The sequence below is a fragment of the Clostridium beijerinckii HUN142 genome, from assembly GCF_000621745.1.
Lineage (GTDB): Bacteria > Bacillota > Clostridia > Clostridiales > Clostridiaceae > Clostridium > Clostridium beijerinckii_A.
The window spans coordinates 54,501-68,178 of the sequence record NZ_JHXK01000012.1; the positions used below are offsets into that span (position 1 = coordinate 54,501).

Consider the following 13,678-nt stretch of genomic DNA (forward strand, 5'->3'; position numbering starts at 1 on the left):
CTAATCATCATCCAATATTGATAGATTATTTGACCCACAGTATCTTCTAAATTTTAATTCCCATGATGCCGCTTTCTTTGCATCTATTTCCTTTATTCCTGCAAAAAATTCATCTAACACACCAACTTTGCCTAGTCCCTTCATTAAGTGTCGTGGATAATCAACCTTTCTACTATATGCTTTTTTAGGATCTATTATCATAAGTTTTTCATCCTCTGAAACATAAACATCTTTACATCTAATATCCAATTTTTTAAATTTAAGTCTCTTGAACTCTAATAATAATTCATATATGTTTCTAACTAATCTTTCACTTAGCCCATTTTCCTTTATATGCTTATCAAGCCTTATTCCATCAACTAAGTCTCTTATTACATAGAATTTCCCCTTTTTATACATATAAGGAAAGTATCTTGATCCATTAGTTTTAGCAAGAATGCTACCTTCATCGTTACATACCTTTTTTCTTAAAAATATTTTGATGACCTTGTTATTTGGTAACTCATAAACTACACCATTGTGTCCCTCACCTAGATAATTAGCTTCTCTAAATAATTTTTCTGTATTTTCATCAAAATCAGCAGAGTATGCAAAATTCTTTTTCATATTATCAATCCTAAATCTTTTTTACTAATATATTAATTTTACATTTATTTTATGCAATTCTAATCAAATCCTTCTTTAAAATCTTATTTTTCTTAACTTATCTGATCAAATTTATGTTTATTATATATTGCAATAAAATCTCTGCATTTTTTCTTAATTAAAGACTTGGCTTACTAAAATTTTAAATATAAGTTCATTACTGCAAACATATATTTTTCTAAAATAAAAAACTGCTTGAAATAATTTAAATTATTCCAAGCAGTTTTTTATTAATTAAAATTACTTATTTACTATTAGATTTTCTCCAGTCATTTCTGTAGGAACTTCAAGTCCTAATTGAACTAACATTGTTGGAGCAATATCAGCAAGTTTTCCGTTACTTAATTTCTTATCTTCAGTATCATTTGCTACCCAAATAAATGGTACTTCATGTGTAGTATGTGCTGTATATGGATTTCCTGTTGAAAAATCTATCATAGTTTCAGCATTACCATGATCCGCAGTGATAAATAGACATCCATCCTTTTCTAAAATCTTATCTGCAATCTTTCCTACACATTCATCAACTGCTTCAATTGCTTTAACCGCAGCCTCAACAACTCCCGTATGACCTACCATATCTGGATTCGCAAAATTTAGAATTACCATATCATATTTATCACTATCTAATCTATTTAGTAATTCATCTGTTACTTCATACGCACTCATTTCTGGTTTCAAATCATAAGTTGCAACCTTTGGTGAAGGTATAACTTTTCTGTCTTCACCTGGATTTTCTTTCTCTACTCCACCGTTAAAGAAGAAAGTAACATGAGCATATTTTTCAGTCTCTGCTATTCTTAATTGATTTAATCCCTTATTACTTATATATTCTCCAAGAGTATTACTTAAAGTTTGAGGAGTATATGCAACATTAACTCCTTCTAAAGTTTTATCATATTGAGTCATTGTTACAAAAGTAAGATTTAGAGTTTCTCTCTTAAATCCTGCAAATTCTTTATCATTAATAGCTCTAGTTATTTCTCTTGCTCTATCTGGTCTAAAGTTGAAGAATATAACTGAATCTCCATTTTTAATGTTTGCAGTTGGATTACCATTTTCAGTTACAACTGTTGGTAATACAAACTCATCAGTTTTATTATCATGATATGATTTTTCTATAGCCTCAACTGCGCTATTTGCAATTTCACCTTTTCCTAAAACTAATGCATTATATGCAAGTTCAACTCTTTCCCATCTGTTATCTCTATCCATTGCATAGTATCTACCACTTACAGTTGCAATCTTACCTACTCCTATTTCAGACATCATCTTTTCAGTCTTTTCAATGAATTCTTGTCCTGATGAAGGTGGTACATCTCTTCCATCCATAAATGCATGAAGATAAACATTTTGAACTTCTTCTTTCTTAGCGAATTCTAACAGACCTCTTAAATGCTCTATATGTGAATGAACTCCACCATCTGATAATAAGCCCATTAAATGTAAAGATGATCCTGTCTTCTTCGCATTAGTCATGGCTAATCTTAGTGATTCGTTCTCAAAAAAATCTCTATCAGCAATTGCTTTTGTGATTCTAGTTAATTCTTGGTACACTATTCTACCCGATCCGATATTTAAGTGACCAACTTCCGAATTACCCATTTGTCCTTCTGGCAATCCAACAGCTAAACCACTAGCTTGCAATTGTGAAGTTGGGTATTTTCCGAATAGTTTATCTAAATTTGGTTTTTTTGCTAAAGTTACAGCATTTCCTTCTGATTTTGGTGCAATTCCAAAACCATCTAATATCATTAACATAACAGGTTTTTTTGACATTTCCTATCCCTCCAAATACTTTCAAAAATTATACTATAAAATTCCTAAACTTCTTTAATAAATTAATATCTGTAAATTAACTAAATAAATTGATTTGTCGTAAATATATAATATTAAATATTATCATTTATTATGTTTTACATACTATTAATATCTTAAATTATATTATTTTTTTACACTTAATGCAACTTTATAAACATTGAAAGCCAATTTATGTTATTATAATATAAACATTTTATGAATTACTTTAATATTAAATTATTATTTACCTAAAAAAAGCTGTCTTAGTGCGATTTTCGTCATTCTAAGACAGCTTAAAAAATTTAATACTAATAATTAACTATTGCAGCGAAATCAGCTGGAACTAAGCTAGCTCCACCAACTAATGCTCCGTCTATATCAGACATTTCCATTTGTGCTTTTATTGTATTTGGTTTAACTGATCCACCATATTGAATTCTTGTTTTTTCAGCTGATTCTGATCCATACATTTCAGCAACCATTGCTCTTATTGCTTTAATTGTTTCATTTGCTTGTTCATCAGTAGCAGTTTTACCTGTTCCAATTGCCCATATTGGTTCATAAGCTATAACAAGTTTTTCTACTTGATCATTAGTTAATCCAGCTATATCAGCTTTGATTTGTGCTTCAATAACTTGATTAGTAGTTCCATTTTCTCTTTGTTCTAAAGATTCTCCACAACAAAGAATTGGAATAATATTATGTTCGAAAGCTTTTTTAACTTTCTTATTTAATGCTTCATCAGTCTCATTGAAGTACTCTCTTCTTTCACTATGTCCTAAAACAACATAGTCAATTCCCATAGCTTCAAGCATTCCTGGAGAAACTTCTCCTGTAAAAGCTCCACTTTCTTCAAAATGCATGTTTTGTGCAGCAACCTTTATATTTGAACCAGTTACAGCCTTTTTAACTGCATCTAAGCATACAAATGTAGGGCATACAACTACATCACATGTAGCATCCTTAACTAATGATTTTAATTCTTCTACCATTTTAACTGCTTCTTCAACAGTTTTATTCATTTTCCAGTTTCCTGCGATAATTGCTTTTCTCATTCTACTCACCTCATAATTTTTTATTAATGAAATTTATTAAATTATATTATTATATTATGAATTTATATAAGCTTAAGGAAAGTGATCAGATTTCCTTAAGCTTATTATATATTTACAAAAAGGATAAACTAAATATTTAAGAATGAATCCTTGGCCTTGGATTCATCAAATCCCGTCGAACTTGCTTCCCAAAAAATAATTTATTATCTTTTTTTGAATATATATTCCTAATTTTTTGAAGGACTTATCCCAATTACCTGCATTTTTAGTACTCAAATACTTAAATATAAGAGATACTTCTATGCTCTTGAGGATAACTTTAACTCAAATTCATTAGGGGGTAATCACTACCTAAATTAATTTTCACTTTATAATCTAATTAAACTTATAAACTTCTTTTGAAAATATTGTTTATTCAAAACTAATTATTTAAAATTAGTCATTTAATGCAGCGATTCCTGGCAATACCTTACCTTCTAAGAATTCTAATGATGCTCCACCACCTGTTGAGATGTGAGTCATCTTATCTCCAAATCCTAAAATGTTAACAGCTGCAGCTGAATCTCCACCACCAATTATAGTAGTAGCATCTGCATCAGCCATAGCTTTAGCTACTGCAATTGTTCCTTTATTGTAGTTTTCAAATTCGAATACTCCCATTGGTCCATTCCAAATTACAGTCTTAGCATCTTTAATTGCATCCGCATATAAAGTCTCTGTCTTTGGTCCGATATCTAATCCCATGCTTCCTGCTGGAATATTTTGATCTTCTGTTACTGTAGCTTCTACATCTTTAAATTCTGCAGCAACTCTATGGTCTACTGGTAATAAGAATTTAACACCTTTTTCAGCAGCCTTAGCAACCATTTCCTTAGCATAGCCAAGTCTATCTTCTTCAACTAAAGAAGTTCCTATTTCATATCCTTGAGCTTTTAAGAATGTATAAGCCATTCCTCCACCAATAATGATTGTGTTAACTTTATCTAAAAGATTGTTTATAACAGCAATCTTATCAGAAACTTTTGCTCCACCTAAGATAGCAACGAAAGGTTTTACTGGACTTTCAACTGCATCTCCTAAGAATTTTAATTCTTTTTGAATTAGGTATCCACATACAGCTGTATCTAAGTAATCAGTTACACCAACAGTTGAGCAGTGAGCTCTATGAGCTGTTCCAAACGCGTCATTAACAAATACATCAGCTAATGAAGCTAATTCTTTAGAGAATTCTGGAATATTCTTAGTTTCTTCTTTTCTGCATCTTGTGTTTTCTAATAAAACGATGTCTCCATCTTTCATTTCTGCAACTGCTTTTTTAGCGTTTTCACCAACAACTTCTTCATCTCTAGCAAAAACAACTTCTTTTCCTAGCATTTCGCTTAATCTTGTAGCTACTGGTGCTAGTGATTTTGAAGCATCTTTTCCTAAATGTGAGCAAAGAATAACTTTTGCTCCTTTTTCTACTAAATATTTAATAGTTGGAAGAGCTCCTACTAATCTGTTTTCATCAGTTATAACTCCATCTTTAAGTGGTACGTTAAAGTCACATCTTACTAATACTTTTTTTCCACTTACTTCGATATCTTCAATTGTTTTTTTATTGAAATTCATTTATTTTCACCTCTGACACTTATTTTATTGATTATTCCTTATTTTAAAATAGTCTGGCTTTATAGCCTTATACTACAAAACCAGACTTATTTACTTTAACATAAATTTGCGCTTTTATGTTTCAATATAGTTCTAATTACTTTAAGTTAGCGAAGTATCCTAAAGTTCTGATTAATTGGTTAGTGTATGACATTTCGTTATCGTACCAAGCAGCTACTTTAACTAATTGTTCTCCATTAACTTCCATAACTTTAGTTTGAGTACCATCGAATAATGAACCGAAGCTGCTTCCGATTATATCGCAAGAAACTATTTCATCTTCAGTATATCCGAAAGATTCAGTTGCAGCAGCTTTCATAGCAGCGTTAACTTCATCTACAGTAACTTTCTTAGATAAAGTACAAACTAATTCAGTTAATGAACCAGTGATTGTTGGAACTCTTTGAGCACCACCATCTAATTTTCCAGCTAATTCTGGAATAACTAATCCGATTGCTTTAGCAGCACCAGTTGAGTTAGGAATGATAGAAGCTGCAGCAGCTCTAGCTCTTCTTAAATCACCTTTTCTGTGTGGAGCATCTAAAGTATTTTGATCGTTAGTGTATGAGTGGATTGTAGTCATGAAACCTTTTGTTAATCCAAAATCATCACTTAATACTTTAGCCATTGGAGCTAAACAGTTAGTAGTACATGAAGCACCTGAAATAACTGTATCTTCTGCCTTTAAGATGTCGTGGTTTACATTGTAAACTACTGTTGGTAGATCATTTCCTGCAGGAGCTGAAATAACAACCTTCTTAGCACCAGCTGTAATATGAGCTGAAGCTGATTTCTTTGATGCAAAGAATCCAGTACATTCTAAAACGATATCTACTTTTAATTCTCCCCATGGTAAGTTTTCAGGCTTAGCATCAGCAGTAACCTTAATTTCCTTTCCATTAACTACGAAAGCTCCTTCTTTAACTTCGATTTCTCCATCGAATCTTCCTTGAGCTGAATCATATTTAAATAAGTGAGCTAACATTTTAGCATCTGTTAAGTCATTGATTGCAACCACATTAAATTCAGGGTTGTTGATCATTAATCTTAAAGCTAATCTTCCTATTCTTCCAAAACCATTAATTGCTACGTTTACCATTACAATTACCTCCTAATAATGCTTTTCTTTTTTATAAAAATAAATTTTACAAACTAATTTAATAACTGAATTTAACTGTTTAGTTTACTTAATATTCCTTTGGCTGCTGCCTCATCTGTAACTAAAACACCATCATTATCGTTATATTCAGTTGCAATAATTGACTCGACTTTATTTTTCCCACCTGCTACTGCAATATGTGTTTTTATTTTTCTTGCTTCATTAATTTTAATTCCAATTGCGGTAGTTTCTGAGATTATTTTCGAATCTTTATTGAAATAACATCCAAATGCTTCTCCGACAGCTCCATTGTTAATTAAATTATCAATTTCTTGCTGTGGTACTCCTCTTTTTCTAGCCATCTGCACCGCATTACCTATACCATAGATAAGTACATCTGCCTTATGTATAGTATCTATAACAACTTTTACTGCTTCTTCTTTAAGCAAGGTACCTATTATATCTAAGCTCAAATTTTCCGAGATATGAAGCATCTTATAAGTACCGTTTAACTTCTTTGCCAAAGTGGCTGCTAATGTATTAGCTTGGGTTTCAACTTTTTTACCCATCCCACCTCTTGCTGGTACTACTTGTATCTGTGATAAATTTGTTATTCTTGGAAAAGCTTCTACAACTTCTTTTAAAGTGCTTCCTCCTGTTAATGCTATAATGGAATTATTCTTTAGTACATCTTTAACATAATTAGCACACGCTTTTCCCAAATCCTTTAAAACCAAAGGATTCTCTTCTACATCTCCTGGGACTATGATCACTTTTTTTAAGTTAAGAGAAGATTGTATTTTCTTTTCAACTTCTGAAAGACCTTTTATTTCATGAATAAAATCATTTAGTTTGTGTATAATCTCCACGCCTTCACTTGTAACTGTCATTCCAGAAGTATTTATCTCAATTAAACCTTGTTCCTTTAAAAAACCTATTTCTGTTCTAACTGTTCTTTCGCCAACATTTAGCATATCAGCAAGTACTCTTCGTCCTATAGGTTGATTATGAAAGATTGTTCTGAGTACGTTATACCTTTTCTCTAATGTATTTACAAGCTCAGGAACTATCTTCTTTTGTAATTCTAATATTTCCTGCAACTCAAACACTCCTTTGGTCACTACGCGTCCCATATCATTTCATTATGTCCCACATCTATTATTATAAAACACCTTTATAAAATTTTAAAGCCTTTACTAAAACTTTTTTTATAATATTTCAAAAAAAACAAAAAAACTCTAACAAAATAAATTATTAGCAAACTTTTTTCTAATTTTATACAGGATTTCATTTTTAACCTTACTGCTCTTAATAATAGTTATGTGAAGTAATATTTTAAAGTTCAAGAACCACTCTATCAACTGTAAATTTTCAATTACTGTGAAATCAAATATGAAGTTTATATCTTGCTATACTCAAAATTCATATGAGCTTAAACTGTAATTGAAGATTCACAATTGCATTTAATATTAAAATTTAAAACTAATTATTTCATGAAAGTTTTATGTTTTATAATCTCTTCCTCGCAGAAGATGATTTAATACCTAATTCTTCTCTATATTTTGCGACAGTTCTTCTAGATATATTCATATTTTTTTCTACTAACATAGAACTTATTATTTGATCTGATAAAGGCTTACTCTTATTCTCTTCATTTATTATTTTCTTTATTTCATTTTTTATTTTTGAAGTAGCCATATCTTCATTATTGTTTGAGGATAACCCACTTGCAAATAAATCTTTTATTTTAATTGTTCCATAGCTTGTTAAAACATATTTATCTTTAATTGCTCTGCTTACAGTAGATTCATGAAGATTAATTATTTCTGCAACTTCTTTTAATGTTAAAGGTTTTATATATTGTCTTCCAAACTTAAAAAAGTCCTTTTGCTTTTCAACAACACTTTCTAACACCTTATATAATGTATTTTTTCTTTGCTCTATTGATTTAATTAAAAAAATCGCCTGATTAATTTTTTCTTTAACATAAGTATTGGTTTCAGAATCTTGATTATTACGTAAAACATCCCTATATGTTTTATTTATCATAAGTCTTGGTAAAACACTCTCATTCATCAAGATAAAAAATTCACCATCAACATTCTTAATCTCAGCATCAGGAATTATATAATTGACCTCTTCTCCTGTGTAAAAGCCTCTTGAAGGTTTAGGTTCCAATTTCTTTATTAAATCACCATATCTTTGAGCTTCTCTTGGATTTATATTAAGATCCTTTGCCACTACTTCATATTTGTTTTCTGCAATATTTTCTAAATGATTCAAAATTATTTTCTCTATTATACCATCTAAAATATTCAATTTTGAACTCTGAATAAGTAGACATTCCTTGATATTCCTAGCACCTATTCCATATGGTTCCAACGCTTGTACTGCTTCTAACGCCTTATTAACTATCTCTTCAGAGATATTCAATTCTTCTGAAAGTTCTCGTGTTGATATTTCTAAATAACCTCTATAGTCTAATGATTCAACAATATAACTACATATATTTAACATATATTGATCTATATCAGCCTCAATCAACTGCTCTTGTAGGTATTCTTTTAGTGATACTTTTTTCTCAATAAAATTTAATGGCGAAACTTCTTCATTAGAATAATTTGTTTCTGATCTATCCTTATAATTATCAGCGTATAATTCTTCAACTAATTTTTTATGGTCATATTTATCCTCTATATTAACGTCTTTGTTCATCTGTTCGTCATCGTATGAACTTATTTCCTCATTAACCTCTAACACTGGATTTTCTGAATATTCATTATCAATATATTCTCTCAAATCATGAAGAGACATTTGTAAAAGCTTTATGGATTGCTGCATATTTTGAGTAAGCACTAATCTTTGTTCCTGGGTCATCTTCATGTTATAATCCAAATTCATAAGTTTCCTCCTTATAATTTATATAAATTATTTTTAATTAAACGTATTCATTAAACTTATTAAAGTAATATATCTTTCTATTAGTATACCTCGTATTCTGTAAATATTGCAAGTCCACTATATATAGCTGCATCGATTAAATCTCATACAATAAATAAAAAAACATGCTCATATGCTACTTATACCAACTATAATTAAGTATAAGCAGCGGCTAAAAGCATATTTTTTTATTCATTGATTAAAATTATTTATTTAAAAAAACTAATCCGCAGCACCCAGGCCCAGAATGTATGCATACAGTTGACCCAACCGGACATTCAATAAAATTAACGTTATTATCCTTCATATATATCTTAAGTGCTTCTTTCACTTCAATATTGTTTACGTCAATCAATATTACAGGTACTTCTTCATCTAAATCCGCATTTTCCAAATCACTAATAATTTTTTTAATTGCCTTTTTATTTCCTCTAATTTTATCCTTTACTGACATTATGCCATCTTTTATTTCAAGTATTAATTTTATTCCAAGCATACCACCAACCATGCCAGCTGTTTTTGAAATTCGTCCACCTCTCACGAGATATTCCAAAGAATCAAAATAAACTGAAAGTTTAACTTTATTTCTAATGTTATTTAATTTTTCTTCTATTTCTAAAATATTATAACCATCTTTTTTGAGCTTAACAGCTTTCAATATAAGTATCCCTAAAGCCGCTGTTACATTCTGAGAATCAACAACGATTATATCTTGGCTTTCCAGCATTTCCTTAGCAATACATGCCGATTGGTATGTTCCACTCATTACAGAAGACATATGAATTGATATAATTTTATATCCTTCCGCTAAGTACTTCTTATATATTTCAACGAATCTATTAGGAGTAACTTGAGCTGTAGTTGGAAGTATATTGTCATTTTTAATTCTTTCAAAAACTTCATTAGTATTTATCTCAACCCCATCTAGATAACTTTCTTCACCAAAGTTTATCAATAATGGTAAAACTTCTATATCGTATTTCTCATATATTTCTTTTGGTAAATCAGCAGTGCTATCTGTTACAATTTTTATCTTTTCCATATATCTTCATTCCTCTTCAATTATTTCATATTAGGAAATCCTACCTGCCTTAAAGCTTCGTAAGCCACTATAGCTACTGTATTAGATAAATTTAAACTTCTAGTACTTGATTTTATCATTGGAACTCTAAATCCAATATGCCTATTATGAACATCTTCAGGAACTCCGCTAGATTCTCTTCCAAACATTATAAAATCCCCTTCTTTGAAGGAAATTTCATCGAAATGTGTTTCTCCATGTGTGGTTGATAAATATATTGTTTTATCACCATATTTTTTCAGAAATTCCTCATAACTCTCGTGTATTTCCAGACTTAAATCTTTCCAATAATCTAACCCCGCTCTTCTCACTTGCTTTTCATTTATTTCGAATCCTAGAGGCTTTATTAAATGTAGCTTACTACCTGTTAAAACACAAGTTCTTGCAATATTTCCAGTATTCTGAGGTATCTCCGGTTCATATAATACTATATTTAAATTCAAAACGTCACCTTCTCCTATTTTGTACAAAAATTAATTCACTTTAATTTAAAATTATACTATATGGTTTAGAACAAGTCAAAAGTAATAATTACATAATCATAGAAAGGCATTTTAACACAAAGATATATTATTGCGGGCCTTAATTAGTGAATTATTAAATATCTTATTATGAGCTATTTAGATCTTAAATAAAATTCAAGCATACTTTCTTTAATTTATCTAAATGATTCCTAAAGAAAATATGCTTTGAGTTTTTTATAAGTATTTAATTTGTCGTCTATTGTGTTGGTTGAGCTACAGGTGGCTCTGCTACAGGTGGTTGAGTTGCAGGTAATTCTGCTGTAGGCTCCGCCTGCTGAGACCCATTTACAGGTTGTGTTCCTTTTTTAACTACTATTCCTACACTCGCATAAGTATCTGTTGATACGACTTCTCTATTTACTTCCGCTCCATTTTCATAAGTAATCTGATATGCTCTTGCTTTATAACCAGTCATTCCTGCACCTTCCGTTACTTCTTGTCCCTCTGGTAAACTGCTATCATCAACTACTTTTGTTTCTGGTGGTATTGTTTCAAGAATTTCACTTGCCATATCGTATGTTCTTCCATTTAGAGCACTAGGATCACCATATATACTATACGTTACTACTTTACCTGAAGTATTCCCTTGAATATATATAGGAAAATCATAGATGTTTTTAAATTTATAATCTAAATATCCATAAGATACAGTAGCATCAAGCCCAGGTTGTGCATAGCCAACAGCCATAGAATGATTGGTTCTTTCAATAGCTCTTAAATTAGCTTTCATCGCAGTTCTATAAATAGTGGTCGATACTTGACATATTCCACCACCAATTCCAGGCTCTATTTTATCTCCAACATATGTTCCAGCTTCCTTGTAACCTCTTTCAGCTGTTCTAGGTCCAACAACATCGTTAAAACTAAATATTTCTCCTGGCATAACTATTGTTCCGTTTATTGCTGAAGTAGCGATCTCTATGTTATTGCATCTTCCTTCCGGAGATGTGGCATAACTTGATGAAAAAGTACCCATTACACCTTTTATCTTAGATAGATCTTCTTGAGTTACTTTGGGTTTTGTTACTTCCAAATCCATTGATACCGAATTTTCAGAATTAATATCTCCATTTATGTTTTCCTTTAATTTCTGATCTAATGTATCTAAATTAACCGTTTTTCCTTCTGTTTCTGGTTTAACTATAATATTATTCTTCTGTATACTAATTGTTGCATCTGTAGCTGATTGATTAACAGCTATTTGGAGTTTTTCCTCATATTCCTTTAGCTTTTCTTCATTATAAGAAAATTCGATAGGAATATTCTTTCCTTTGCTACTCTTTATACTTATATATCTGCTTAAAACTCCATCCCTTTTTCCAAACTTATACGCTTCTTCCACAGTTCCATCTATATCATATTTAGGATTAATATCAGAATAAATAAGTTCATATTGTTTGTCCTCTATTTTAATAGGCAACTTTTTATTTTCTATAGATGTTGCAAATGTTTCGGTAAGCTTATTTTTAGCTTCTTCTTTAGTCATTCCTCCAATATTTACGTCTTGTACAGTTACTCCCGGATATATTTTATCATCCAACTCCTTAACTATATCTTTTATAGCTATTGAGTATGCAATTAGTGCAGCAGCTCCTACCATAACTAATGTAAATATTGCGAGCATAATTTTCTTCTGTTTACTATAAATCTTTTTAGAAGCTTTTACTCTTTTGCCGGTACCTTTTTCCACTCTCCTATTCTCCTTTCAAGGAATTAAATATTATACAATTTTTATGTTTAATATTTCTTTTAAGTATATTCATTAATGATATTTTACATAAATTTCAAATTGTCATCAATGTTTTCATTATATCATATTCCAACTATCAATAGAAACAGGATTATGTTCCTATGTAAGCTGAAATACGATACTATTTTTTTATAGATTTACTTTTGCACGAGTTTTTGAAGTTTCTCCATCATAATCAAAAGCTTCAATTGATACTTCTACTGGTGCATTTTTCTGAGTATTTACCTTATTACTAGTTATTAAATAACTTGTAGCATTTTCATCGACAGTTCCAACCCATTCTCTATTTACAAAAATATTATATCCCAATAAGTCTACATCAGGATTTCTATTCCAAGAAACATTTATGTTTCTATTCTGATATGCCGCCTTTAATCCGGTAACAACACGAGGCTGCATTAATAGATCTACATTATCTGGGCCCCAATTGGCATCAACAGGATTTCCGATTCCTTGCACAGTTTGACTTTCACTGTATTGCCATATCCTCCATCTAGTCCACCCTCCAACATTAGGAGGAAATTCAGGATTAATTGGAATACTTGTATACATAGCAATCCATAGTGGCATATTTTTTAAGGGATAGCCACGTCCAGGGATATAAAAATTATCATAAAGCTCTATGAAATTTGTTCCCGTGTAAATCATAAGCCTTCTTCTAGTTTTTCTTTCAAATCTTTTTCTAAATCTATCAATCCAATCAATTAATGTTCTTGTACTTATTGATTTATCCAAAGGTGCCTCGACATCTATTACAGGAAATAAATCCCCATAATCTTTGTTTCCAAATCCCTGTTGTAGCGTATTTATAAAGTCATCACATTGTCTGTCTGCATCTGTCAAATCATAAGATGGCATAGCAAAATGATACGCTCCAGCTGGAATTCCATAATTTCTACTATTCTTCGCATAATCTACAAATTTTCTATCGGCTCTAAATCTTCCAGTTGCTGATCCTGACGCTCTCAAGTATAAGAAATCTATTTTGGTTGCTAATACGTCAAACTGAACACTTGTAGTATATTCATTTATGTCTACTCCAAAACGACTGTTAGGATTTTTGTTTTGCATATTTCCTCCACATAAAAAATACTTCTCTACTATAAGTATTAATTTACAACAAAAAAAGTACCT

The 13,678-nt window shown here is 30.6% G+C and carries 11 protein-coding genes; all 11 read right to left on the reverse strand.

Going from position 1 to position 13,678, the window contains the following annotated elements; all coding sequences use genetic code 11:
- Positions 1 to 606 (reverse strand): protein kinase, encoded by a 606-nt coding sequence (locus T483_RS0106840; protein ID WP_026886182.1) that lies wholly within the window; start codon positions 604 to 606, stop codon positions 1 to 3.
- 279 nt (positions 607 to 885) lie between these two features.
- Positions 886 to 2,424 carry a 2,3-bisphosphoglycerate-independent phosphoglycerate mutase gene (gene gpmI, locus T483_RS0106845; RefSeq protein WP_026886183.1) on the reverse strand — a complete coding sequence of 513 codons (1,539 nt, stop codon included), beginning with the start codon at positions 2,422 to 2,424 and terminating at the stop codon, positions 886 to 888.
- A 329-nt stretch (positions 2,425 to 2,753) separates the two neighbouring features.
- Positions 2,754 to 3,500 (reverse strand): triose-phosphate isomerase, encoded by a 747-nt coding sequence (tpiA, locus tag T483_RS0106850; RefSeq protein WP_026886184.1) that lies wholly within the window; start codon positions 3,498 to 3,500, stop codon positions 2,754 to 2,756.
- A 435-nt stretch (positions 3,501 to 3,935) separates the two neighbouring features.
- A complete protein-coding gene (locus T483_RS0106855; protein ID WP_026886185.1) occupies positions 3,936 to 5,111 on the reverse strand; it encodes a phosphoglycerate kinase in 1,176 nt (391 codons plus the stop codon).
- 136 nt (positions 5,112 to 5,247) lie between these two features.
- Positions 5,248 to 6,249: a type I glyceraldehyde-3-phosphate dehydrogenase gene (gap, locus tag T483_RS0106860; protein ID WP_026886186.1), complete on the reverse strand. Its 1,002-nt coding sequence runs from the start codon at positions 6,247 to 6,249 to the stop codon at positions 5,248 to 5,250.
- 71 nt (positions 6,250 to 6,320) lie between these two features.
- Positions 6,321 to 7,382: a sugar-binding transcriptional regulator gene (locus T483_RS0106865; RefSeq protein WP_080696936.1), complete on the reverse strand. Its 1,062-nt coding sequence runs from the start codon at positions 7,380 to 7,382 to the stop codon at positions 6,321 to 6,323.
- Positions 7,383 to 7,758: 376 nt separating this feature from the next.
- The gene (rpoN, locus tag T483_RS0106870) at positions 7,759 to 9,150 is read right to left on the reverse strand and encodes an RNA polymerase factor sigma-54 (RefSeq protein WP_026886188.1); all 1,392 of its coding nucleotides are present in this window, start codon (positions 9,148 to 9,150) and stop codon (positions 7,759 to 7,761) included.
- 244 nt (positions 9,151 to 9,394) lie between these two features.
- A complete protein-coding gene (locus tag T483_RS0106875; RefSeq protein WP_026886189.1) occupies positions 9,395 to 10,231 on the reverse strand; it encodes a DegV family protein in 837 nt (278 codons plus the stop codon).
- A gap of 20 nt (positions 10,232 to 10,251) precedes the next feature.
- Positions 10,252 to 10,713, reverse strand: coding sequence for a tRNA (cytidine(34)-2'-O)-methyltransferase (locus T483_RS0106880; RefSeq protein WP_026886190.1), 462 nt, complete (start codon positions 10,711 to 10,713; stop codon positions 10,252 to 10,254).
- Between the two features lie 277 nt (positions 10,714 to 10,990).
- Positions 10,991 to 12,484: a VanW family protein gene (locus T483_RS0106885; protein ID WP_026886191.1), complete on the reverse strand. Its 1,494-nt coding sequence runs from the start codon at positions 12,482 to 12,484 to the stop codon at positions 10,991 to 10,993.
- Positions 12,485 to 12,673: 189 nt separating this feature from the next.
- Positions 12,674 to 13,615, reverse strand: a complete 942-nt coding sequence (locus tag T483_RS0106890) for a glycoside hydrolase family 25 protein (protein WP_026886192.1) — start codon at positions 13,613 to 13,615, stop codon at positions 12,674 to 12,676.
- Between the last annotated feature and the right edge of the window lie 63 nt (positions 13,616 to 13,678).

Coding starts and splice junctions, on each gene's coding strand:
- gpmI (WP_026886183.1), bottom strand. CDS start 2,424: ATGTCAAAAAAACCTGTTATGTTAATGATATTAGATGGTTTTGGAATT.
- tpiA (WP_026886184.1), bottom strand. CDS start 3,500: ATGAGAAAAGCAATTATCGCAGGAAACTGGAAAATGAATAAAACTGTT.
- T483_RS0106840 (WP_026886182.1), bottom strand. CDS start 606: ATGAAAAAGAATTTTGCATACTCTGCTGATTTTGATGAAAATACAGAA.
- rpoN (WP_026886188.1), bottom strand. CDS start 9,150: ATGAATTTGGATTATAACATGAAGATGACCCAGGAACAAAGATTAGTG.
- T483_RS0106855 (WP_026886185.1), bottom strand. CDS start 5,111: ATGAATTTCAATAAAAAAACAATTGAAGATATCGAAGTAAGTGGAAAA.
- T483_RS0106865 (WP_080696936.1), bottom strand. CDS start 7,382: ATGGGACGCGTAGTGACCAAAGGAGTGTTTGAGTTGCAGGAAATATTA.
- T483_RS0106875 (WP_026886189.1), bottom strand. CDS start 10,231: ATGGAAAAGATAAAAATTGTAACAGATAGCACTGCTGATTTACCAAAA.
- gap (WP_026886186.1), bottom strand. CDS start 6,249: ATGGTAAACGTAGCAATTAATGGTTTTGGAAGAATAGGAAGATTAGCT.
- T483_RS0106890 (WP_026886192.1), bottom strand. CDS start 13,615: ATGCAAAACAAAAATCCTAACAGTCGTTTTGGAGTAGACATAAATGAA.